The organism is Pseudobacteroides sp. (genome assembly GCF_036567765.1).
Taxonomy (GTDB): Bacteria; Bacillota; Clostridia; order Acetivibrionales; family DSM-2933; genus Pseudobacteroides.
In genome coordinates, this window is the sequence record NZ_DATCTU010000093.1 from 37,437 (window position 1) to 59,907 (window position 22,471).

A 22,471-nucleotide genomic window follows, 5' to 3' on the forward strand; every position below is an offset into this window, starting at 1 on the left:
AAACAAAGAAAGAATGTAAATATATTTCTCGAAATTATATTTATAATTGTAAAAGCAAAAAACGACTTTATTAATTTATGTTTTTAAATTATAATTTATAACATGCGACCGTAAGGTGGTTTATTATTCATTAGTTTTTACAGGAGGTATATTATGTCCGGACATTCGAAGTGGGCTAATATTAAAAGAAAAAAAGAAAAAACCGACGCACAAAAGGGAAAATTATTTACTAAGCTCGGCAGAGAGATTAGTGTTATCGTAAAGCAAGGCGGACCGGATCCTGAAGCAAATCCCAAATTAAAGGATGCAATAGCTAAAGCAAAAGCATCCAATATGCCAAATGAAAATATTATGAGATGTATAAAGAAAGCATCCGGAGAGCAGGATGGATCAAATTATGAGGAAATAACCTATGAAGGGTATGGCCCTGGGGGAGTTGCCGTTATTGTAGAAGCAATGACCGACAACAAAAACAGGACAGCCGGTGATGTACGTCATTACTTTGACAAATTCGGTGGCAATCTTGGAACAACGGGATGTGTGTCCTTTATGTTCAGTAAAAAAGGCGTAATGATGATAGAAAAAAGCAGCAAAATAAATGAAGATGATCTGATGATGGAAGCCATAGATGCAGGTGCAGAAGATTTTAAGAGTGAAGAGGAGTATTATGAAATATCTACTTCTGTGGAGGAGTTTTCCAATGTCAGGCAGAGCCTTGAGCAAAAGGGCTATGAGTTTATTGAAGCAGAGCTTACAATGATACCTGCAACAATGACAAAGCTTGTTGAACCAAAACAGATTGAGTTTATGGATAGATTAATAGAACACCTGGAAGACATGGATGATGTACAGAATGTTTACCACAATTGGGATATGCCTGAGGAAGATGAAGAAGATTAATTTATCTGAAAGAGAGAAAAAGTTTGTATTAGGGCCCCTGCAAATGCTTGTATCATCCATATTATTTGCTACAATGAATTATACTGCAAAGTTGGCATCAGAGGATTTTTCCGGTTCGGAGGTGGCATTTTTCAGGCTGCTTTTCGGTGTAGTTACTGTGTTGATGCTTTCACTTGCGGGGGTTGTGAATATTTCTTCAAGCAATAAAAGGCTTTTGGTTGCTAGAGGGGTTTTTGGGGGAAGTGCTGTTTTGCTGCTTTTCATAGGCATTGCGAACGGTACCCTCACCAACAGCGTAGTCCTTAATAATACACATCCTATTTTTGCTGCTCTGATAGCCATTTTGGTTTTGAAAGAAAAAATAACTGCAAAGATGACGATAAGTATTTTAATCGCATGGGTTGGTATAATCGTTTTAGTTCGTCCCGATATGAGTTCAATTAATTATGCAGACATGCTTTCGTTGGCATCAGGCGTTTTAGGCGGTTTTGCAATTGTCAGTGTACGCCAGCTTAGAAAGCGTAATGAATCGGCTTGGACAATTTTCTTTTATTTTTGTTCTTTCGGCCTAATTGCATCTCTAATTTTCGCCATACCCACTTGGAAATGGCCAAACCCAATGCAATATGCACTGCTCCTTATTACAGGATTTTTGGGAATGTTGGCACAGGTCATGATGACTTCAGCTTACAAATACTGCAAAGCTGCGGTGGGCGGGGTTCTGTCAATGAGTACCTGTGTTTTTACTGCACTTCTCGGGATTCTATTTCTAAATGAGGCACTTTCCGTTCATGAGGTAATAGGTGCTGCTCTGATTGTTTCATCCAGCGTTTTGATATTGGTAGCTGATAAGGGATAAATCTTTTACACGAATATAATATTAAACTTATGGCAAGAAAAGCTGCCGTCCTCATATAATATAGCAGTATAAAATATTTGGGGTCATACATGGTTCTTATTATGAAGGTATCGGATTTTTGGCTGGAGGACGATACTCCTGCTATTAATATTGCCGGGAAATGGCTTAAGAAATTTGGATTTGACATAGGAAAAAGTATTGTCATTGAAGCATCTAAAGACCAAATTGTTATAAAAGTTGCAGTACCAGCAGAATAGACAAAAAAAATAGACATAAAACCAAAAAATATTAGTGAAAAAAGATTTTCCATGGTATATAATAGTATTAATAGGGGGTTATGCGGGATGAAGAGATTGCACGAAAAAATTAGACATGTGCTCATTTTTTTAATCATCATCATTATGTGCGGCAGCATGACAGCAAACATAAGTACAGCTGAAGGATCCGGTAGTAACGAAATTAAGGTGTTTTTAAACGGTGAAAGGCTTGAGTTTGATGTAAACCCATACATAAAAAATTCCAGGACTCTGGTGCCTTTCAGGAAGATATTTGAAGCCTTCGGGTTGGATGTACAGTGGAATCCTACAAACAAAACTGTTTTGGCCACAGGAAAGACAGAAATAAGTTTGAAAATCAACGATTCAACAGCTTATGTAAATGGTACAAAAAAAGGACTTGATGCACCACCGGAGATAACAAGCAGCAGGACATTCGTCCCTCTGAGGTTTATTGGAGAAAGCATTGGAGCTGTAGTTGATTGGGATGGTAAGACAAAGACAGTAACCATTACTTATGAAGACAAAATAAAAGATATTGGGGAAAGTGTTTCTCTCGGGGATTTAAATGTGTCAATAGATAAAGTGGATATAGATTACAAGGCAAAAACGTATTTGGTTACAGGTAAGGTAAATACCGACGCAAGAGATCTATACGCATACCTATATGAAAATCCCGATAAATATGTATTTGCAAATTTTGATTTATTGGAGAAGGATGGAGATTATTTTAATTTTGAATGTGGAAGATTTCGGAGTTTGAAAATCGATAAGGTAAATTATATATATATTTATGACTTTACAAACGGTAAAAAAACAAAAGTGGCGGAATACATGATAAAGAATTAATAAAAGGATAAGTGTATTTTGTTATAAAAATTGTTCTCAGAATAAAAAGGGGGTTTATTTATGGGAAGAAAAGGAATAGCGGTTTTATTGACAGCCGTATTGACGGCAGGATTGAATTTTCTACCTGCGTCTGCGGCAGTTGTCCAAAGTCCGGTATTAAATCGTACGGTTGATTTTAAAGCAGGGGATGGCGGGAATAAGGTTGAGGTAAACCAAAAAAGAAATATTACCTTCAATCAAGACAGTGGTTTTACTATCAATAATCCAGCGGTTAATGATAAGGAAATAGTTTTTTTGTTTGACACATCAGGAAGTTTAAACGAAAGACCTACTCCAAAGCCAGATCCGTTTGATTTTGCCCTGTTTAGCGGAGGGAATGAAGAGGCTTTCAATATCCAGGGGGATAGACAAATAATAAACGGTAAAATTCATGCCAACGGGGATGTGGTTATAAGAGGTAACAATCATTCCGTAACAAATAACGGTTCCAAAGTTAACACCATAGAGTATGTAAGATCTGTTGTTGACGGTGGAACCATAGTAGATGGAAAGTTGGTTCCCAACACGGGTACAATAATAGATAAAGATGATAAAATTTCTACAGATTCATTCGTCAAATCTCCATGGATTGAGATGATGGATTTGGCAGATGATCTGACTGATCCCACCAAGCAGAGTGTCTTCAATAGAACAAAGGATTTCTACTTCGGGGATTATAGAAGTATGCCATACATTAATGATAGCAGACCTGCTTATAAAGACTTAAAAGAACTAAATAAAGAAACAAAGATTGGTGAAAGAGATGGCAAGTTTTATATAGAGGGGACCTTGACTATCCCGGATAACATGATTCTCAGATTTCATGATCGTCCCGTTTGGCTTTCAAAAGACCTGATTTTTCAGGGTAAAGGGATTTTGATAGCTGGGGGAGATGTTATTATTCAAGGTGGAAAAGTAATAACACCGCCCGTTGGTCCAGATGACCAAGTAGATTCCATGATTTACTCAGAAAAAGGGAGTATTAGGCTTGAGACCAACTTATCAACTTTTAACGGAAAGCTGTATGCTCCTGAGGGGGATATTGTTTTACAGGGATCGGATGTAACGGTTAATGGAAGTGTAGTAGCCAAAAGGTTAAACTCCATACAATCCAAATTAACTGTCAATTATAAAACAGGTGCCATTGATGAGGTTGTTGATGAAATAACTAAATTACCCACACCTGCAGAAACTATGATGGCAGAAATAGAGAAATTTGTTGCCAATTATCCGTTGTCGGGAACAGCTACCAGAGTTAATGTCGTAAAGTATGATTTCAACGGAAATGATACTGACAATAAGCTGTATAATATTGCTACTGAAGCGGGTAAAGTAGCTTTGTATTCCAAAATGAACAATATAAAGTTTGATGATATATTGGGAAAGAGCAATTTAGGCGACGGTTTAAGAAAGGCGTACCACCTTCTTACCAAAAGTAACAGCATTGCTTCAAAATCTATAATTGTAATCTCAGGAAGTGTTCCCAACCGATACACTGTAGATAATAAAGGGGTAAATTACAAGGGTGCTATAGATTTAACAAATAGTGATAACTTTGTAGATGATCCAGACCCCAAAAAGCCAAGTGAGTATGCAATTGAAATAGGTAAAATGGCTACCGAAAGTTCAATTGTACCGTATTTCATAAACTATTTGCCTAAGGAACATGACAATTGGCTTAGTGTTAACACTGCTTTAAGTAATATTGCAGCAAAAATAAATGATGAGACTGTACCTATTATTAAAAAGCTTAAAAAAGAATTTGAGAAAGCTAATCCTGGCAGTACATTTTCGTTGTACAGCTCGGAGCCTGTAAATGAATCGGAATTGTCTACAATAATAGATAATGTATTAGAACAGCTGGAAAATTCCTACTCTGTAAAGATTTTATCTGCAAAGTTTGAATTTAAACTTCCTAAAGGTGCAAAGCTGTTAAATGACAGCAAACTTCCTTCAGGGTTTAAATCAACAAAAAATGCAGACGGTACACAGACTATAACTGGGGATATTATGACAAGTTCCCAAGCACCTGTTATAGTTAACGGAACGGGAGACACAATTACTAACAAAGTAACATATGTTATACCTGATAACTTATTATTTAACGATAAAAAAATAACAGATATAAAATTTGTATTAGTAGATAAACTGGGCAAAGGACAGAATTATAAACCGGTTACATTTTTGGCTGGTGATTGCAAGGTAGAATATGAAATTGAATATTCAGGGTATGAAACAGGTATAGGTGGCGAGAAAACCAGAGCAGTAATACCTGATAAGGTTATATCAACAACTATTACACCTTTTACTGTAAATGTATATATGAAAATAGATCAAAACTAAAAATTAAATAAGAGCTGTGAAGAATCTACAATTCTCGCAGCTCTTATTTTTGTGTCTAAAGAATTATTCTGCATTTTATGGGTATAGATCATATATAGCTGTGCTTCTTCCGAAACTCTCCCGGTGACAGTTTAATCTGTTTTTTAAATAAATAACTGAAATAAGGTATGTTGTCAAAGCCGCATTTTGCCGATATATCTGACACAGGTAAATCCGTCCTTATTAAAAGATCTTTAGCCTTATCAAGACGAAGCTTTGTTATAAAAAGATTAGGGGTAACTCCCATTGTCTCGGAAAAAACCTTATGAAAGTGATTAGGGCTTAAGTTGGTAAGTCCGGCCAAGTCGTTAAGCAATATTTTCTTTTCAATATTCTCATCAATAAATTCAATAACCTTTTTGATTGTTCCATAATGGGGTGACATGGGAACTGTCTTGTTGATTAATGGGTTTATACAGTCCTGATAAAGCATATATAGCAGGTTTAAAGCATAAGATTTCATAATTAGTTCAGTACCTGACGATGAGGCAATATACTCTTTTAAAATTGAATCAAAAACAAACTGATATTTTTCCGCGTGGGGAGGGTGGAACACTGTGGGGATAGAATCAATTATAGGATTAATAAGAGAATTTTGATAATTCTGCTTTTTGTAAATATCATATGAGGAAGGGTCCTTTCCGGTATTACCAATAAGATCAATGCTGATAAAATAACAGCTGTAAGGCATAATTCCCTGAGTGTACTGGCCGGGCTTTCTGAAAATAACGTCTCCCTGACGAATAGGATAAGTCTGGTCCTCAATGACCATAGAGCCCTCGCTAAAGACAATGAGCTCCAATTCATAATCATATACGTATCGCTCTCTAAGGCGGTAGCCTCTGGGTAGATTAGCTCCCTGGGTAAAAAATAGTGACTTGAGTACCAGTGGTGATAAATCCCTGTTTTCGCATTTAATTGGTAACATCTTTCTTTTCATTTTACACCTCACAAATTGTATGCCCATATATATTTTATCGTAAGATTTTGAAAAAATGAATAATATAATGAATTGTTTTTATAAGTATATAGCCTTATAATATTAATATAATTTGTGATATAAGTTAAGACTACCGGGTTGAATCTTATCATAAAAATTCGTAAGCCTCTTGATTGAAATTCCAATACGGAAAACTTTCCGCGGCTTCCAATTTTCAAACATTAAAATAATTAGAGGTAGGCGTTAAGGTTGCAAGATCACTAAGTGATTTTGTTCTTTGACTTGATGTTAAAAATCAAACTTTACAGGAGTTGATCAAATGGAAAAAGGGCAGGTTCTTGACAAACGAATAACACTTTTCGCACTTTTATGGCCAATTCTTATTGAAACGTTTTTAAGGATGCTTTTTGGTACTGTGGATACATTTATGCTGAGTGGATATAACGATAATGCAGTTGCAGGGGTTGGAGCTGCAAACCAATATGTATCAATACTGATACTGTTATTTCAGATGGTATCGGGAGGATCGTCGATAATTATTTCCCAGTATCTTGGTGCCAGAAATAATAAAAAGGCTTCTGATGTTGCAATGGTATCAATAATGTTTAATCTGGTCTTTGGACTATTCATAAGTGTTATATTGCTTGTGTTTTCTGGAAAAATACTTGGACTAATGAATTTTCAGAGAGATGTTTATCAATATTCAAAAGAATTTTTATCTATACTGGGTTCATTTTCATTTATACAGGCAGTTAGCATAACAATTTCAGCTATATTAAGAAGCCATGGTCATGTTAAATATCCGATGTATGTAAATATGGGTGCAAATGCACTTAATATACTGGGAAATTTTATGTTCATTTATGGTATGTTTGGAATGCCTGTATTAGGAGTTAAAGGTGTTGCCATATCAACGGTTTCCAGTCAGCTTATTGGTCTTATTGTAATTTTTATTATCCTAAAGAATAAGGTTGGATTAAGGTTTTCTGTGGTAGAAGTGCTAAAAATGCCCAAGAATGCCATAGCACAAATACTAAAAAGCATTTTCAAGATTGGAGGTCCTTCCGCAGGAGAATCCATATCATATAACATATCCCAGGTTGTTATAACCGGCTTAATAGCAACATATATGGGAGAGTATGCACTCCAAACAAGATTTTATGTTTTCAACCTGATGTTTTATATAATGCTGTTTGGTTTGGCTACAGGTCAGGCTACACAGATAATGATAGGACACCTTATTGGAGCAGGAAGAACTGATGATGCATATAAGACATGCCTGCGAAGTCTTAAAATTGCTGTTACAGTATCATTTATCGTAGCTGTAATGTTTTTTATATTCGGAAAAGTATTTTTGGGGTTTTTTACAGATAATGAGAACATTATAACAATTGGAGGAATGTTGTTTGCTATAACTGTTATACTTGAACCAGGCAGATCGTTTAATCTTGTTGTAGGATTCTCACTGAAGGGTGCTGGGGATGCAAGGTTTATCCTGTATTTGGGATTGGTCTCAATGTGGTCGGTTGCAGTGTTTATGTCATATTTTCTAGGTGTTGTTCTACATTTAGGTCTTATAGGTGTGTGGACAGCTTTTGCGATGGATGAATGGATAAGAGGAATAGTGATGCTTAAAAGATGGCGTTCGAGGGCATGGGAGAAAATGTCTGTTGTTTCAAAGGAAGATAAAGTTGGTATTGAAACTAAAGATGAGGAACTGCTGCAAAGTGTAAATTAATTTTGAATTTAAATTAAAAGTGATAAATCTATAACATTTGTCTGTCGCAAATCCCGTTGAACCGTTCGTTATTTGCTTCGCCAAATGTAAGATTATTAACACTTTTAATTTAGTAAATAATAACAGCATAACACTATCTTTAAATAAATAATAAGCTGATATAAGGTATATTTTATCTTCACAGTTTATTATTTATTTTTTTGTCCAAAATTTTATAATTTGGTTATTCCAAAATCCATTTACATAATATATAATTATTAGCAAGTCTGTATTATTTATATTAAAGTGATTTATCTATTACATTGACTATTTGTAGAACTACATGTTGACTTTTCGTTTGATGTTCCCCAATTGTAATGTGTTTTAAATATCAAATATGCTTGAACTCTGTATTATAAAGCTTTTTATGATGGAGGAGTTTCATGAAAATTCGGGTTTATAATAGACCTAAAGCCTTTTATACAATATTAACGGTTATTGCAATACTGGTGATAGGCGGCTCGACTTATTATCTAGCCTATGAAAATTTAAAAAGCAATGTTATGGAATCTCTCGTGGATCTATCAAGGCAAGGTGCCCAGACAGTTGAATCAGAACTCAGACTAAATCTTGATTTGCTTAGTTCTATTGCGGCACAAAGCATAGTTTCCGATCCGCATAAAAATATTGATACCAAACTACAGGAAATGAAAAGGCAGGCAGCATTAAAGAGCCCAATCAGGTATGGAATATCTGATCTAAATGGTAATTCTTTTACAACTGACGGGAAAAAATTCAACAACTGGGACAGAGCGTATTTTCAAAGGGCTTTAAAGGGTAAAAAGAATATTCAAGGTCCGGTCATAAGTAGGGTTGATGGCAGTACAGTAGTGGCATTTGCTGTTCCTCAAAAAGATGAAGGTGGAAGTATTATTGGTGTAGTACATTCCACATATAATATCAATTATATAAATGATATTGTTTCAAAAATAAAATTCGGAAATGACAGTATTGCTTTTGTGATAAATAGAGAGGGCTCAGTAATAGCATGCGGAGATCAACAAAAGGCATATTCTATCAAAAGTTATTTCGATAAATTAAGAAGTGATCAAAGCCGAGAAGAATTGAAAAGGCTTGGAGACAATATGATGATGGGTATGCCGGGATCTGGAGAGTATACAATGGAGGGAATGACTTACTATATAGGTTACTCACCTGTTAATGGCACAGATTGGTCAATAGCTGTAACAGCTTCTAAAGCCCAGGCTACTGAAAAGGTAAGTAAGATCATTTATGTAATAAACATTGTTATCTTATTGTTTGTTCTCATTTCTGTATTATCCGGAATATACAGTCAGTACTTGAAAAGGAGGCTTATATATGAGGAAGATGCATCAAGAGACCTCATAGATATTGCAAATATCCTTTCCTTAAGACTAAAGTATGATGGAACCATTTTGTTCTTTAATAAATATGCAGAAATTACAACTCAATACAGCTCAAAGGATGTAATAAACAAAAGCTTTATTGAAATGCTTGACAAGGAAGACAGGGTAAAATTTTTTGAGATTCGCAATGCATTAAAAAAATCCAATTGTTCGGGAAATGTGCAGATGTCACTAAAGCGTAAAGACGGTAAGCTGCTTCATATTTTATGGAATGTAAACATGAAGGATAATTATAAGGACAAATCCATATTTTTTATAATAAACCTTATAGGAATGGATCTGACAGAAAGAATTGAAGCAGAAATAAACATAAGGAATAATAATGCTAAACTTACCTGGGTGCTAAGAGAGTTGGAAGCATCTCAAGAAGAGTTGAAAAATAAATATGACGAGCTTAATATTACAAAGAACAAGCTCATGGACAGCGAGCAGCGGTATCAGCTTTCATTAGAAGGGTCTAATGATGCAATATGGGATTGGAATGCTTCTGATAACAGGCTTTTTTATTCAGACAAGTTTTATGAAATTACTGGGTATGATAGAGATGAAATTGGGCATTCATTAGATGACCTTAAAGCTCTCTGCCATCAGGAAGATATTGAGTGGGCTGAGGAAGCTAAAAGGCGGCATTTTGAAGGAGCAACACCTAACTTCTCATATGAAGTAAGAATAAAGACAAAAAAACTTGACTATCTATGGATTTTGATAAAGGGGAAGGCAGTAAAGGATGAGTCAGGTAATATTGTCAGAGTGGCAGGCTCAATTACAAATATTAATGATAAAAAAAATCATGAACAAATGATTAAAAAGCTGGCCTATTATGATTTGCTAACGGGTCTTCCAAACAAGCTCGTCCTTAAGGAGTGTGCGGGACGAGTTATAGAGGATTCTATGAAAAACGGAGATTCTGGAATGTTGGTGCTTATTGACATAGATAACTTCAAGCTTTTAAATGATTCATTTGGTCATTATTACGGGGATGTCCTTCTTGTAGAACTTAGTAATATGCTGATTTCCATGTTTGACAGCCCATGTATGGTATCAAGGCCTGGGGGAGATGAATTTGCCATACTTATACCGAGTATTAGATCAGATTCTTCTATTAAGGAATATTTAGACAAAATAACGGGTGTATTTTCCAAAACCTTTAATGTGAATGGTGATATATTTTATATTACGGCAAGTATGGGGGTTGCTTTATTTCCTGATGAGTCTCAAGATTTTGACACATTATTAAAAAATGCCGATACTGCTATGAATTATGCTAAAAGAAAAGGAAAATCAAATTATAAGATATATACCAAATCACTTAACGATGAAATAATGGAAAAGGTCATACTTGCCAGCAATCTGAGAAAGGCATTGGAAAACAATGAGTTTGAACTATACTATCAACCTCAATATACAACAAAAACAAAAGATATTTATGGGTTTGAGGCACTTATAAGGTGGAACAGTCCTCAATACGGGTTGGTTATGCCAAGCAGGTTTATTGGGCTTGCTGAAGAAAACGGTTTTATTATTCCTATGGGTGAGTGGGTTCTAAAACAAGCCTGTTTATTTAATAAGAGACTGCATAAGGAAGGTGCAAAATTTTATAGCATTTCTGTAAATATTTCTGTAGTTCAATTAGCTCAGGAGGATTTCGTTGATAAAGTGTTAGGTATAATTAATGAAGCCGGAATAGAACCGGGATTTCTGGAAATTGAGCTTACAGAGTCCGTACTTATTCAATCTATAGATGATAATCTTACGAAACTAAAAAAACTTAAGGAGCATGGCATAAAGATATCTCTTGATGATTTTGGTAAAGGGTTTTCGTCATTAAGCTATCTAAAGAATCTTCCGGTAAATACATTGAAAATAGATAAGGAATTTATAGATGATATTGGTATAAGTACTGATATCACAGATTCCATTGTACATATAGGTCAAAAGATGGGGCTAATGGTTATCGGAGAAGGAGTTGAAACCTACGAACAATATCAGCACCTGGTTAATACTAACTGCGATGTGGTCCAGGGTTTTTATCTCGGAATGCCGGAACCTGAAGAAGAAACAATAAAAAAGGTTAAGCAGCATTTCAACAAAAACCATTACCAATTTTATTGACAGTACTTCCCTAATTATTATATAATAACTCTTAATCACTTTAAATTGAAGAGTAAAATGGATCAGGCCACTGAGTCGTGGACTTTGTGGAGCCGGGCCGGCTTAACGGCAGCAGGGTAAAAAATGCCTGTGGGACTATATTGTTAAATACTTATAGTTTTGCAGGTTTTTTAATGTTGTGGGAAATTGTGGAGGGATTTAGAGTATGGATGATTTAGGTATTAAAACAAGGGTTGCCATTTTATCGGTTGTTTCTAATTCGTTTTTAATTTTATTAAAGGTAATCGCAGGTATTTTAAGCGGTTCGGTCAGTATAATTTCCGAGGCTATTCATTCAGGAATGGATTTGGTTGCGGCATTAATTGCATTTTTTTCGGTAAAAATATCTGCAAAGCCTGCAGATAAAGACCATCCTTACGGACATGGAAAAGTTGAAAATGTTTCTGGAGTTATTGAAGGTCTTTTGATTTTAGTGGCAGCTGTAATTATAATCTGGGAAGCTATAAAAAAGATTATACGACCTACACACATTGGTGAAACCAACATAGCTCTTTTGGTCATGTTTATATCAGCGACAGTGAACTTTTTTGTATCTAGAAAGCTTTACAGGGTGGCAAAACAGGTTGACTCAGTAGCACTAGAGGCTGACGCTCTTCATCTTAAGACTGATGTGTATACCTCTCTAGGGGTTGGTATAGGCATGTTGCTAATAAAGTTTACTGGTATTTCCATACTTGATCCCATTGTAGCAATATTAGTTGCATTGTTGATTTTAAAAGAGTCAATTTCACTTATATGGAATGCGTATTGCCCCTTATTGGATACAAAGCTATCCGATGGCGATGAAGAAAAAATAAAGAGCGTCATAAACCGATATAAAAATGAGATTATTGATTTTCATGAGTTAAGGACCAGAAAATCAGGAAGCATCAAATACATAGACTTTCACATGACCGTAAACAAAGATATTTCGGTTGAGCAATCCCATAAACTTAGTGACAGCATAGAAAGTGACTTGGAAGAGGTATTAAAAAATACAAACGTGAGTATACATATAGAGCCTGGCATTTAGTGAAATAAGCTTTTAGGTAGTTTTATTCAAAATAAAAACGGGGGCCATTCAAGCCCCCTTACTTTATGTCAAAGACTTTCTATTCTTTTTTCAGAGCTCCCTCGTGATAAGTGTTCATTGGATCCCATAGGAACCATTCCTCATAGCCTGCATCATAAACGCCCTGTATCTGTTGCCTTATCTGTTCATCACCATAACGCTGCCAGTTTCCCTTGCCTATCCAAGAGGCATCAAAATCCTGTAGGTAGGTTCTTACCTTTGGTGTAGGTCCATCAACCTTGGCAAAGCGTGTTTTAGCTTTTACAAGTGTGTTTTTAATAACTCCGTAGGGTTCAAAGTCGGGTTTTTTGAATGCAGTTCCATTGATTATCTGACCTAAAGCGTAATGGGATGGATAAGCCATGGGGCATATATAGTCAATATCTTTTCCTATAAGTTCAAGGTATTGGCCTATACCCTCGTTATCCCCAGGGGTTTCGCATATAATTGCAAATACGTCTGCAGAAAGAACAGCATTAGGCATTTGCTTTCTTGCTTCAGCCAAAAATTCATTAATAGTTTCATACATCATTTTATTGCTAGTGTCCCCAAATACCATATTGCTCTTTTTCCCATCAGGAAATCTAACATAATCAAATTGTACTTCATCAAAACCTTTTGCCAGAGCCTCTTTTGCAAGGTCAATATTATACTGCCATGCTTCTTTGCTGTAAGGGTTTACCCATGTTACCCCATTGTGGATAAATAAGTCTCCGCTTTTATTCTTTATAGCAGCTTGAGGCTTACCTTTAGAGAAGAATGGATCTTTAAAGCAAACTATTCTAGCTATAGAATAAATATTGTTGTCACGAAGCTCCTTGGTTACCTTCTCAGCATCATATATCGGTTGAATGGCTTTAACCTCCTTTGCTGCTGGAACTGATGAATTAACACTTACTATACCTTCATCATTTTTGTAGTCAATGACATAACTGTTAATTTCAGTAGTGTTTGCAAGCTCGATATAGTGCTTTAATCTTCCACCAGCGGAAGATGCTGTAAGGTAAAGGCCTTTGGCTTTAACTGTCTTCTTTTCTGGGACTGGTGTAGGTGTTGGCTGTGGAATGTTTGTTTGTATTTGTGTGCCTGATGGTTTTGAACCTGCTATAATGGAGCCAGGCATTTTGTCGGCTTCCTTCTCCGGAGTGCCGGAGGTAGAACCGCATGACGATAGAAGCAGCGAAGCGATAACTGTGGATGCCACCAGTAGATTTTTCTTGCTCAGGATTTTTTTCATAGATTATCGGCTCCTTTTAATTAATTTAGCTTAAGAAGATAGAATAAACAATATTTCTATGGGAACTTTTGAATAAAGATAAATAAAACGAAATACAATAATATGATTAATTATATGATTAAAATTTATCAAAAAAATTTCAAATTATCAATGCCTAATATATTCACATTAAGGCATGAAAAAGAAATTTTATTCGGATAACACTATTATAATAAAAATTTATGCACTATATTGTAATATTGCCAAATTTAATATAAAATTTTGATGTGCCTTTTTATAAGGTAAATCAATGACGGGAGGCTGACTGATGAAAATCTGTCCAAAATGCAACTATTCAAATCAGGATTTTGATAATGTATGTGTAAGCTGCGGTACTCAGTTGGATAATTATAATCAATACAACAGTTTTGCACCGCCGCCTATGCCAGTTGCAACCAACGGTTTTTCAATTGCATCAATGGTTTTAGGTATAGCATCAGTTGTTTTGGGGTGCTGCTATGGGATAGGTATTATTCCTGGTATACTAGGGGTAATATTCGGGTTCATGGCGAAGAAAAAGATAGATAACTCACAAGGAAGAGAAAAAGGAAGCGGTTTTGCCATTGCAGGGATTATTACTGGCTTTGTAGGAATTTTATTAGGAGTACTAATTCTAATTCTTATAGTATATAATTTGCAAGGATTTGACTGGAATACTTACTTTCAGAAAATGAACGAGTTAAACAATGATAACAATAGCTTTTAGTAGACTTACAAAAATATAAATAGTGATAACGCAGGAATAAAACTTGAAAAGAGATAATTTACTATTAAATTTAATGTTAGTTTTAATATGCTTGGTGCCGATTATTGGTTCGTTTTTTATAAAAACAGATGGGCAAGGGGTGGCATTCAGATTTCATGATGGTTTTTATGAAGTCAGGATGCCATGTGTTTTTAAAACAGTTTCAGGATATAAATGTCCGTCATGTGGAGGTACAAGAAGCTTTGCTTATATGAGCAAGCTATCTTTAGTATCTGCATGGAATTCCAATAAGGCCACAGCTATGCTGTATGCCTTTATGGCACTACAAATACCCTATAGGTTGATATTAATTGTAAGGGGGAGTGCTCCGTTTCAAGATAGGATATCAAGAATTGGAGTAGGGGCTTTAATACTTATTGGTGTTATCGCTGTAGTACAATTTGTTGCTCAATTTATATAAAACTGGTAATATATAGCCGTTCCTTAGAAGGAGACAATCGGATGAAAACACCTTATAATTCATACACAAAGAGGAAAAATAAGTACAGCAAGCTAATAAAGAGCCAGACAAAGACTATAAATATGGTAAGTAACTTAAGGCTGGGAGTTTTTATAGCCGGAGTTGCAGTAGGGGTAGTGTTATACCTTGCTAAGCTTTATATATTGCTTATTGCTACTATAATTGCATTTGTTGCTGCTTTTGTATACCTTGTTATTAAACATGAGAAGCTTATAGGAATAAAAAATTTTCTTGATTTTTTATTAGATATAAATGTTAACTCCATAAAAAGACTTGAAGGTAAATGGAGTGAATTTAAGGATAAGGGCGAGGAATATTCGGATGCAGGGCACAGATACTTTCAAGACCTGGATATATTCGGCGATAGATCTTTGTTCCAGTGGATAAACTCCTCAAAAACCTATTATGGCAGAAGGTATTTCAGAGATATACTGGGAAATACACCTAAGAGCATTGAAGAAATAGTTGAAAGGCAGCAGGCTGTTGCGGAATTGTCAATGAAGCTTGGCTGGAGGCAAAGATTCCAAGCTGAAGCCATGAGGGTGCCAGGGAGGACTATAGACCCTGAAGAGCTTATAAAATGGGCCTTGGTTCATGAAACTTTTTATCTTAAGAAGTGGATTTCCACATCCGTCAAAGTTTTACCTGTGTTTACAGGGATTTTTATTCTACTTGCTATAAACACACAGTTTTTAACTTTTCATATCCCGTTGCTTTTGCTGTTATTGCAAGCTGCATTATTGCGAATCAACAGAAAACGAAGGAGTGAGATCTTTGGACTGGCGGAGAAATATAGTAAGGATATAAAAGTCTATTATAATGCCCTAAAGCACTTTGAAAAGCATAATTTTAAATCTGGATATATCAAGGCTGTTAAGGGTCAAATGGTAAATAATGAAGGCCTTAAAGCATTTAAACAGCTGGATAGACTGTCAAAAATAATTGATAACATATCAGCACGACATAGTGCATTTTTTGAATTGCTGAATATTCTTACTCTTTGGGACTACCAATGTATGGTAGCTATTGAGAAATGGAAACAAAGTTCGGGGAAATATCTTTTGTCCTGGCTTCAAGCATTGGGTAAGGTTGAGGCTTTATGCGGCCTGGCCATAATCAGTTTTGATAATCCTCACTGGCCCATGCCTGATATTAAGGAATCAAGGCCTTTTATTGAAGCAAAAGGGCTAGGTCATCCTTTGCTTGGGGAAAATGGAGTTAGCAATGACCTCAAAATCAAAAATCCCGTAAAGGTGCTTCTTATTACAGGTTCAAATATGTCTGGAAAGAGTACACTGCTGCGTACTGTAGGGATTAACCTAGTTTTGGCTTATGCAGGTGCCCCTGTTTGTGCCGAAAGCTTTTCAGTATCTATTGCTGATATCTATACCTGTATGAGAGTCAGTGATGATCTGGGAAAGAGCATATCATCGTTTTATGCTGAGCTTTTAAGGATTAAGGAAATAGTAAATGGAGCAGAGAGCGGAAGGAAAGTTTTCTTCCTGCTGGATGAGATATTTAAGGGTACTAATTCAAGAGACAGGCATATGGGGGCACGCGTTCTAATTAAAAGGCTTTGCCAGCTAAACTGCTCAGGTCTTGTATCCACACATGATCTTGAGCTTAGTGACCTTGAGAAGGAAGGGCTTGAAGTTAAAAATTACCATTTTGAAGAATACTATAAGGACAACAGGATAAACTTTGATTACAAATTAAAAAATGGGGTATCAACTACGAGAAATGCGGTTTACCTCATGCGGTTAGCAGGTATAGATATTCACGAATAAATCTGTAAAAACAACGTTTAAGCCAAATTTAATTTTATAAAATTTTGAAAGGGGAGCTACTTATGAAAAAGTTGGAAGGGAAATGGGCTTTGGTGACAGGATCTGCAAGAGGGATAGGACAGCAGATAGCAATGGGACTGGCAAGGGAAGGATGTAATGTTATTGTACATGGCAGAAAAAAAGAAAATTGTATAAAAACCTTGGAGCTTTTGAAAGAGTATGGTATTAAGACCGATGTGGTAGAAGGTAAGTTATCTAAAGTTGATGATATAGAAAAGATGATTGGCGAAGTTAAGAAAAACCACAACTGTATTGACATACTTTATAATAATGCAGCCATTCAGAATAAATGGAAAGAGATCTACGATATAACCCTTGATGAATGGAAGGAAACATTCATGATTAACTTTTACAGCATTGTTATGACTTGCAATGCCTTTGCTCCTGGAATGAAAGAAAGGGGATTCGGCAGAATAATCAACCTTACCTCGGGAATAAAGGACATACCTCAGCTGGCACCCTACAGTGTTTCAAAGGCTGCAGTAGATAAATATTCCATGGATTTGGCAGCAGATCTTAGAGGAACCGGAGTATTGGTAAACTTCCTGGATCCGGGTTGGCTTAAAACCGATTTGGGTGGTGAAAATGCAATGCATGAGGTTACAACAGTATTGCCAGGTGCACTGGTACCCGCTCTTTTGGATAATGATGGGGACACAGGAAAGTTCTTTTGTGCCCAGGATTTCAGAGAAGATAAATAATATAAAGTGGCATTAAAGTGGCTTTCAATTATGTGGTGGTACACATGCTGCAGATACCATAAAATTTTACCCTATGATCCTTAACGATAAAGCCATGTTCGTTTAGTATTTGCTGCTCAAGAGATTCTAAAAGATCTTCTTCAACTTCTATAACCGCATTACAGGAAGTGCAAATAAGATGATGGTGCCTATGGCTGCTTTTTTGTCTGTTAAGCTCATATCTACCTAGCCCATCATCAAGATCAAGCTTATGGACAATGCCTATTTCATTAAATAAAAGCATGGTGCGGTATACGGTTGCCAGGCCAATATCAGGGTTAGACTTTTTTACCATATCGTGTATTTCTTCAGCACTTAAATGTTTTTCCTGGCAGCTTCCTATTATATCAAGGATAATCTGCCTTTGCAGGGTTAGTTTACACCCCTTCTCTTTGAGAAGGGCACTTAAATTTATTGATCTAGAATCCATTTGGGCTGCTCCTTTGTTACATCGACAAAAGTTTGTTTTTGTCATAAAATATTGTGAAATATTAACTTTAATATTTCACAATGGGTACAAATATATTATATTAGATTTAAAGAAGGTTATCTATAATAAAAACAAGTATTGTATAAAATGGTTTTTGTAAAATATTTGGAGGTATAAATGATTAGAGCTTTAATTGTTCTGCTTTATTTTATAGGCTATCTTTTGTATTCCCTTACATTTTGGGTTAGGCTTGCCATATTAAATAAAAGGGGATTGGAAAAGGAAGCAAACGAATTTATTAATTATCGTGCAGCTTTGTGGGCACGTCATGTGATTTGGGTTACCGGCTCTAAGGTGACTGTTTTTGGGCAGGAGAATATCCCGAAGGATAAAGGTGTTGTGTTTATAGCAAACCACCAGAGTTATTTGGATATTCCCGTAATGATAGGTTTTATAGAGAAGCCAAAAGGATTTATTGCAAAGATTGAGCTGTTAAAAATACCTATTTTAAATATGTGGATAAGGCAATTAGGCGGGGTATTTATAGTTAGAAATGACCCCAAACAGTCACTAAAAGCTATTAATCAAGGGGCAGAGCAGGTTAAAAAAGGTAAATCCATGGTTATATTTCCGGAAGGAACCAGGAGCTCTGACGGTACATTGGGTCAGTTTAAGCCCGGAAGCTTAAAGCTTGCTGTAAAATCCGGTGCACCTATTGTGCCTGTTGTTATAAAAGGTACCATTAATATACTGTCTAAAAAGAAGTTTGCTATAAAGCCTTCCAATGTAGAAATATTTATTCTTCCGCCTATTTTACAGGACGAAGTGGCAAAGAAGGATACGAATGATCTTACAGAAAAGATAAGAAGTGCAATTATGGAGAAGTTGAAATAAGTATTTATTTTATAAAAAGTAAACAATATAAATAAAATATACAGAGTGAAAAGTTTAAGAGATAAACCACTTTTCATTAATTGAAAAACGGGAGGACTAAAGTTGATTATAAAAAACGCTGATTTTGAAATTACTGCGGTTAGTCCGGCACAGTATCCGGTGTCGGATTTTCCAGAGGTTGCTTTTGTAGGACGCTCAAATGTAGGTAAGTCTTCAATCTTGAATACATTGACCAATAGAAAAAATCTTGCCAGGGTGGGAGGCACTCCTGGAATGACTAAAACAATTAACTTTTTTAATATAGATGAAAGAATGTTTTTTGTTGACTTACCGGGCTATGGATATGCAAGTGTATCCAAGGGCAAGAAATCGTCATGGGAAACTATTGTAGAACAATATCTTTTTACAAGATCCAACCTCAAGATGGTAATTATGCTGCTTGATATAAGGCATAGTCCTACAAAAGATGATAAAATAATGTACAAATGGATATTGGATAGTGAAATACCCTATATAATAGTTGCATCAAAAGCCGATAAAATATCAAAGGGGCAAATTTTAAAGCATGTACAGGTTATTAGGACGGAGCTGCAAATATCTCCTGATATAAAAATAATACCGTTTTCATCCCAAACGAGGCAGGGCAAGGAGGATATACTTGAGATAATAGGAACTTTATTGTAAATTATGAATCACCTTAAAAAACAAAAAGGATGGTGCTGAATATGAAAAATGGCATTGAGATTTATAATAAAGACGGCAGAAGGATAGTAAAGGGAACAGGATACTATGAGCCGAGAGTAGTAAAAGACCTCAAGGAGCTTGTTGACTCTGCAAGAAAATACGGTAATGATATAGGTTTTAGATATAAAGACAAGAGCGGAAAAATAACAGGCAAAACATATACGGAGTTTGCAGACGACATTGACTGCCTCGGTACGGCACTTATATCAATGGGTTTAAAAGATGCATCCATTGCAATACTGAGTGAAAATAGATATGACTGGGGGGTTTGCTATTTATCTGTAGTAAATGGTGTAGGAGTTATGGTGCCTATGGATAAATACCTTCCGGCAAAAGAGGTTGAAAACCTTATTGAAAGAGGAAGAGTTGAGGCTATATTTTACAGTTCATCCTACCAGAGTGTAATGGATGAGGTTGCAACTTCCAATAATAGAATAAAATGTTTTATATGTATGGATGACATTAAGGATATTAAAGGTGATAAATCCAAGTTTAAATCCTTAAGTCAAATCAAGGATCATGGAAAAAAACTTTTGAGTAAGGGTGACAGGTCTTTTGTAGATGCTGTTATAGATAGAGACAAAATGTCCATGCTTCTTTTTACATCAGGAACTACAAGCATGGCAAAAGGTGTAATGCTGTCCCATGCCAATGTTGCCAGCAATGTTACATCTGTCACAACTGATATAAAGGTGTACAGAAACGATGTGCACCTCTCATTGCTTCCGCTCCATCATACTTTTGAGAATACTGTAGGGTTTTTATTTATGGTATACAGTGGCGTTTGTATAGCTTATTGTGACGGTATCAAATATGTACAGCAAAATCTTAAGGAGTACAATGTATCTATATTGGTAGCGGTCCCAGCCATATTTGAAGCATTGTACAGAAAAACCATGGAAGGAATAAAAAAATCCGGCAAGGAGAAGTCGTTTCGTACTGCTTTAAAAATATCCGGTGCTTTAAGAATGGTTGGTATTGATTTAAGAAAGAAGCTATTTAAGGGCATATTCAGCCAATTGGGACCATGCTTAAGGCTTGCGGTATCTGGAGCGGCCCCCCTTGATAAAGAGGTTATAACTGGATTTGAGGATATAGGCTTCAAGATACTCCAGGGGTATGGATTGACTGAAACTTCACCTGTAGTAGCTGCTAACAATGATTTTATAAACATTCCGGGATCTATCGGTTATCCTTTAGGGGGAGTTGAGGTAACGCTGGACTCAATGGACGAAAACGGTATGGGTGAGATTATGGTTCGCGGTAAAAATGTTATGCTGGGCTATTATGAAAACCCGGAAGAAACAAAAGAGGTCATTACACCAGATGGATGGTTCAAGACAGGCGATCTGGGAACTGTAGATGATAAAGGGGTAATAAGGATTACCGGCCGTGCAAAATCCATGATAGTATTGGCCAATGGCAAAAAGGCATTTCCTGAAGAATATGAGGTGTTACTTAATAATATAAAAGGTGTGAAGGAATCTTTTGTATGGGGAAATGTTGCATCGGATGGTGACGTTCAGGTGTGTGCCGAGCTGGTTATAGATAAGGAAAAGTTAGTGGAAGATAAGGGACAGGTGCCTTCGGAGAAGGAACTGGCCTCAATGTTTGAAAAGGCAGTAAAAGAGATTAACAAGGATCTTCCCCAGTACAAAATCATTCGCTATTTTATAATGACTAACGATGAGATCATTAAGACTACAACCCTTAAAATCAAAAGGCCTGTGGAATACGAAAAAATTAGAGGGAAATTGGAAAAGGCTGGACTTGAAATAAGAAAAGCCTCCGGTAAAATATTTTAGAGGGAAGAAATTATATGGAAAACACAAAAGAATATACTCTTAAAATTGGAGAGTCTTTTATCCCATATAAAATTAAAGACAGTAATAAAGCCAAGAACATAAGGCTTGTGATAGATAACAACGGGCTTTATATAGTTAGGCCTCTGAAGGTTAAAATTTGTGATGTTGAACGAGTATTAAAGGAGAAAAGCGGCTGGATTTCCAAGCATTATATGGAACTGCTTCAGAAAAAGCAGAATATGCCGGAAAGAAAATGGGAAACAGGCGAGACTTTGCTGTATTTGGGTAATAATTATAAAATAAATATAGTTGGACACAAAAAGAGCATCGCATCAGTAAGCTTTGAGGGCGATGCTTTTTGTGTGCTTATGGATGAGAAAGTTTCGGGGGAGGAAAGACAGATACTTGTAGAAGGCGTATTTAGAAAGTGGTATAGGAAAGCTGCTGCAGCTATACTAAATGAACGGCTTGACCATTTTTGCAGCATTACAGGGCTGAAGTTTAAGGCTATTCGGCTTAAAGAACAAAAAACTAGGTGGGGCAGTTGTTCTAGAGAAGGCAACCTGAATTTTAACTGGCAACTTATTATGGCACCACTTTGGGTTGTTGATTACGTGGTTCTTCATGAAGTATGTCATTTAAGGCACCTCAATCACTCAAAAGACTTCTGGAGCCTGGTAGCCTATTATTTGCCTGAATATAAAAAGGCACAGCAATGGCTAAAAATTCATGGAGCAACGTTATCCTTCAAAAAATCTTTTGATGTATAAAAAGTTACGATTAACTTAATGTTTTGAAAAGCAGAAGTTATGTTTATCGTAACTTTTTTATATTTGTATGCATAATATGTAACATAAATTTTTTTAAGGATAAAAAG

General features: G+C 35.9%; 19 protein-coding genes and 1 riboswitch. Of the genes, 16 read left to right on the forward strand and 3 right to left on the reverse strand.

Features of this window, described 5'->3' with window-relative positions; genetic code table 11:
* The first annotated feature begins 153 nt into the window (after positions 1–153).
* The 5 genes from VIO64_RS14315 to VIO64_RS14335 all read left to right on the forward strand — a co-directional run bounded on the left by VIO64_RS14315 (position 154) and on the right by VIO64_RS14335 (position 5,265).
* Complete coding sequence (locus VIO64_RS14315) at positions 154–900, forward strand: YebC/PmpR family DNA-binding transcriptional regulator (protein ID WP_331919391.1); 747 nt, start codon at positions 154–156, stop codon at positions 898–900.
* On the forward strand, positions 887–1,759 hold the full coding sequence (locus VIO64_RS14320) for a DMT family transporter (protein WP_331919393.1): 873 nt from the start codon (positions 887–889) through the stop codon (positions 1,757–1,759). The genes VIO64_RS14315 and VIO64_RS14320 overlap by 14 nt, the downstream gene beginning before the upstream one ends.
* 89 nt (positions 1,760–1,848) lie before the next feature.
* Entirely contained in the window at positions 1,849–2,016 is a 168-nt protein-coding gene (locus VIO64_RS14325; protein ID WP_331919395.1) for a SymE family type I addiction module toxin, read from the forward strand.
* Between the two features lie 87 nt (positions 2,017–2,103).
* Positions 2,104–2,883: a copper amine oxidase N-terminal domain-containing protein gene (locus VIO64_RS14330; RefSeq protein ID WP_331919397.1), complete on the forward strand. Its 780-nt coding sequence runs from the start codon at positions 2,104–2,106 to the stop codon at positions 2,881–2,883.
* Positions 2,884–2,943: 60 nt separating this feature from the next.
* Entirely contained in the window at positions 2,944–5,265 is a 2,322-nt protein-coding gene (locus tag VIO64_RS14335; protein WP_331919399.1) for a vWA domain-containing protein, read from the forward strand.
* Positions 5,266–5,353: 88 nt separating this feature from the next.
* Here VIO64_RS14335 and VIO64_RS14340 read toward each other — a convergent pair whose 3' ends face one another.
* Positions 5,354–6,244 (reverse strand): AraC family transcriptional regulator, encoded by an 891-nt coding sequence (locus VIO64_RS14340; protein WP_331919401.1) that lies wholly within the window; start codon positions 6,242–6,244, stop codon positions 5,354–5,356.
* Between the two features lie 319 nt (positions 6,245–6,563).
* Here VIO64_RS14340 and VIO64_RS14345 point away from each other — a divergent pair, with 319 nt between their 5' ends.
* The 3 genes from VIO64_RS14345 (at position 6,564) to VIO64_RS14355 (ending at position 12,593) form a co-directional block, all read left to right on the forward strand.
* Complete coding sequence (locus VIO64_RS14345; protein WP_331919403.1) at positions 6,564–7,982, forward strand: MATE family efflux transporter; 1,419 nt, start codon at positions 6,564–6,566, stop codon at positions 7,980–7,982.
* Positions 7,983–8,404: 422 nt separating this feature from the next.
* Positions 8,405–11,521 carry a bifunctional diguanylate cyclase/phosphodiesterase gene (locus VIO64_RS14350; RefSeq protein ID WP_331919405.1) on the forward strand — a complete coding sequence of 1,039 codons (3,117 nt, stop codon included), beginning with the start codon at positions 8,405–8,407 and terminating at the stop codon, positions 11,519–11,521.
* Between the two features lie 49 nt (positions 11,522–11,570).
* Positions 11,571–11,661, forward strand: a riboswitch (NiCo riboswitch).
* 65 nt (positions 11,662–11,726) lie between these two features.
* A complete protein-coding gene (locus tag VIO64_RS14355) occupies positions 11,727–12,593 on the forward strand; it encodes a cation diffusion facilitator family transporter (protein WP_331919407.1) in 867 nt (288 codons plus the stop codon).
* Between the two features lie 79 nt (positions 12,594–12,672).
* Here VIO64_RS14355 and VIO64_RS14360 read toward each other — a convergent pair whose 3' ends face one another.
* Positions 12,673–13,869, reverse strand: coding sequence for a putative glycoside hydrolase (locus VIO64_RS14360; protein ID WP_331919409.1), 1,197 nt, complete (start codon positions 13,867–13,869; stop codon positions 12,673–12,675).
* 307 nt (positions 13,870–14,176) lie between these two features.
* On the opposite strand from VIO64_RS14360, the gene VIO64_RS14365 reads away from it, so the two are divergent.
* The 4 genes from VIO64_RS14365 to VIO64_RS14380 all read left to right on the forward strand — a co-directional run bounded on the left by VIO64_RS14365 (position 14,177) and on the right by VIO64_RS14380 (position 17,682).
* Positions 14,177–14,614, forward strand: coding sequence for a DUF4190 domain-containing protein (locus VIO64_RS14365; protein ID WP_331919411.1), 438 nt, complete (start codon positions 14,177–14,179; stop codon positions 14,612–14,614).
* A gap of 139 nt (positions 14,615–14,753) precedes the next feature.
* Positions 14,754–15,074 (forward strand): DUF2752 domain-containing protein, encoded by a 321-nt coding sequence (locus VIO64_RS14370; protein WP_331919413.1) that lies wholly within the window; start codon positions 14,754–14,756, stop codon positions 15,072–15,074.
* Positions 15,075–15,115: 41 nt separating this feature from the next.
* On the forward strand, positions 15,116–16,921 hold the full coding sequence (locus VIO64_RS14375; RefSeq protein WP_331919415.1) for a MutS-related protein: 1,806 nt from the start codon (positions 15,116–15,118) through the stop codon (positions 16,919–16,921).
* A 62-nt stretch (positions 16,922–16,983) separates the two neighbouring features.
* Positions 16,984–17,682, forward strand: coding sequence for an SDR family oxidoreductase (locus tag VIO64_RS14380; protein WP_331919417.1), 699 nt, complete (start codon positions 16,984–16,986; stop codon positions 17,680–17,682).
* A 28-nt stretch (positions 17,683–17,710) separates the two neighbouring features.
* Here VIO64_RS14380 and VIO64_RS14385 read toward each other — a convergent pair whose 3' ends face one another.
* Positions 17,711–18,151 (reverse strand): transcriptional repressor, encoded by a 441-nt coding sequence (locus VIO64_RS14385; RefSeq protein ID WP_331919419.1) that lies wholly within the window; start codon positions 18,149–18,151, stop codon positions 17,711–17,713.
* 177 nt (positions 18,152–18,328) lie between these two features.
* On the opposite strand from VIO64_RS14385, the gene VIO64_RS14390 reads away from it, so the two are divergent.
* The 4 genes from VIO64_RS14390 (at position 18,329) to VIO64_RS14405 (ending at position 22,364) form a co-directional block, all read left to right on the forward strand.
* A complete protein-coding gene (locus VIO64_RS14390) occupies positions 18,329–19,045 on the forward strand; it encodes a lysophospholipid acyltransferase family protein (protein ID WP_331919421.1) in 717 nt (238 codons plus the stop codon).
* A gap of 102 nt (positions 19,046–19,147) precedes the next feature.
* Positions 19,148–19,729, forward strand: a complete 582-nt coding sequence (gene yihA, locus VIO64_RS14395; protein WP_331919423.1) for a ribosome biogenesis GTP-binding protein YihA/YsxC — start codon at positions 19,148–19,150, stop codon at positions 19,727–19,729.
* Between the two features lie 41 nt (positions 19,730–19,770).
* On the forward strand, positions 19,771–21,594 hold the full coding sequence (locus VIO64_RS14400) for an AMP-dependent synthetase/ligase (protein ID WP_331919425.1): 1,824 nt from the start codon (positions 19,771–19,773) through the stop codon (positions 21,592–21,594).
* Positions 21,595–21,608: 14 nt separating this feature from the next.
* Positions 21,609–22,364 carry a SprT family zinc-dependent metalloprotease gene (locus VIO64_RS14405; RefSeq protein ID WP_331919427.1) on the forward strand — a complete coding sequence of 252 codons (756 nt, stop codon included), beginning with the start codon at positions 21,609–21,611 and terminating at the stop codon, positions 22,362–22,364.
* The last annotated feature ends 107 nt before the right edge of the window (positions 22,365–22,471 follow it).

What these genes read in the sequence shown, in the direction of transcription:
- VIO64_RS14315 (WP_331919391.1), top strand. Translation starts at nt 154, where the DNA reads ATGTCCGGACATTCGAAGTGGGCTAATATTAAAAGAAAAAAAGAAAAA.
- VIO64_RS14320 (WP_331919393.1), top strand. Translation starts at nt 887, where the DNA reads ATGAAGAAGATTAATTTATCTGAAAGAGAGAAAAAGTTTGTATTAGGG.
- VIO64_RS14325 (WP_331919395.1), top strand. Translation starts at nt 1,849, where the DNA reads ATGGTTCTTATTATGAAGGTATCGGATTTTTGGCTGGAGGACGATACT.
- VIO64_RS14330 (WP_331919397.1), top strand. Translation starts at nt 2,104, where the DNA reads ATGAAGAGATTGCACGAAAAAATTAGACATGTGCTCATTTTTTTAATC.
- VIO64_RS14335 (WP_331919399.1), top strand. Translation starts at nt 2,944, where the DNA reads ATGGGAAGAAAAGGAATAGCGGTTTTATTGACAGCCGTATTGACGGCA.
- VIO64_RS14340 (WP_331919401.1), bottom strand. Translation starts at nt 6,244, where the DNA reads ATGAAAAGAAAGATGTTACCAATTAAATGCGAAAACAGGGATTTATCA.
- VIO64_RS14345 (WP_331919403.1), top strand. Translation starts at nt 6,564, where the DNA reads ATGGAAAAAGGGCAGGTTCTTGACAAACGAATAACACTTTTCGCACTT.
- VIO64_RS14350 (WP_331919405.1), top strand. Translation starts at nt 8,405, where the DNA reads ATGAAAATTCGGGTTTATAATAGACCTAAAGCCTTTTATACAATATTA.
- VIO64_RS14355 (WP_331919407.1), top strand. Translation starts at nt 11,727, where the DNA reads ATGGATGATTTAGGTATTAAAACAAGGGTTGCCATTTTATCGGTTGTT.
- VIO64_RS14360 (WP_331919409.1), bottom strand. Translation starts at nt 13,869, where the DNA reads ATGAAAAAAATCCTGAGCAAGAAAAATCTACTGGTGGCATCCACAGTT.
- VIO64_RS14365 (WP_331919411.1), top strand. Translation starts at nt 14,177, where the DNA reads ATGAAAATCTGTCCAAAATGCAACTATTCAAATCAGGATTTTGATAAT.
- VIO64_RS14375 (WP_331919415.1), top strand. Translation starts at nt 15,116, where the DNA reads ATGAAAACACCTTATAATTCATACACAAAGAGGAAAAATAAGTACAGC.
- VIO64_RS14380 (WP_331919417.1), top strand. Translation starts at nt 16,984, where the DNA reads ATGAAAAAGTTGGAAGGGAAATGGGCTTTGGTGACAGGATCTGCAAGA.
- VIO64_RS14385 (WP_331919419.1), bottom strand. Translation starts at nt 18,151, where the DNA reads ATGGATTCTAGATCAATAAATTTAAGTGCCCTTCTCAAAGAGAAGGGG.
- VIO64_RS14390 (WP_331919421.1), top strand. Translation starts at nt 18,329, where the DNA reads ATGATTAGAGCTTTAATTGTTCTGCTTTATTTTATAGGCTATCTTTTG.
- VIO64_RS14400 (WP_331919425.1), top strand. Translation starts at nt 19,771, where the DNA reads ATGAAAAATGGCATTGAGATTTATAATAAAGACGGCAGAAGGATAGTA.
- VIO64_RS14405 (WP_331919427.1), top strand. Translation starts at nt 21,609, where the DNA reads ATGGAAAACACAAAAGAATATACTCTTAAAATTGGAGAGTCTTTTATC.